Origin of the sequence: Bacillus cereus group sp. BfR-BA-01430, from assembly GCF_022663115.1 — a bacterium.
GTDB lineage: Bacteria > Bacillota > Bacilli > Bacillales > Bacillaceae_G > Bacillus_A > Bacillus_A cereus_BD.
This window is the reverse complement of sequence record NZ_JAKUEW010000080.1, coordinates 1-333: the sequence shown is the minus strand read 5'-3', so window position 1 is coordinate 333 and position 333 is coordinate 1. Positions and strand designations below refer to the sequence as shown.

The following is a 333-nucleotide window of genomic DNA, read 5'->3' as shown; positions in this document are numbered from 1 at the left end:
TACCATCGGCGCTAGAGAGCTTAACTTCCGTGTTCGGTATGGGAACGGGTGTGACCTCTCTGCCATCGTCACCAAACTACCAAAGGCATATTCCTTCAAAACTAGATAACATTCATGTAGTTCTTAGCGTAATCTAGCTCCAACGGCTAGATCCTCCGGTCATTTCACCACCCTCTATCGAAGCAAAAAGCGCTTCTCGGTCGGGGGCTCCAATGCCCTACAGCTCTGAACAAGCCGTTTCCGCTTTTTTTATTGGTTAAGTCCTCGATCTATTAGTATTCGTCAGCTCCACGTGTCACCACGCTTCCACCTCGAACCTATCAACCTGATCAT

2 rRNA genes are annotated in these 333 nt (G+C 48.3%); both read right to left on the bottom strand.

Features of this window, described 5'->3' with window-relative positions:
* Positions 1–76 (bottom strand): 5S ribosomal RNA (rrf, locus tag MR058_RS23040); the annotation flags it as partial.
* 176 nt (positions 77–252) lie between these two features.
* Positions 253–333 (bottom strand): 23S ribosomal RNA (locus MR058_RS23035); the annotation flags it as partial.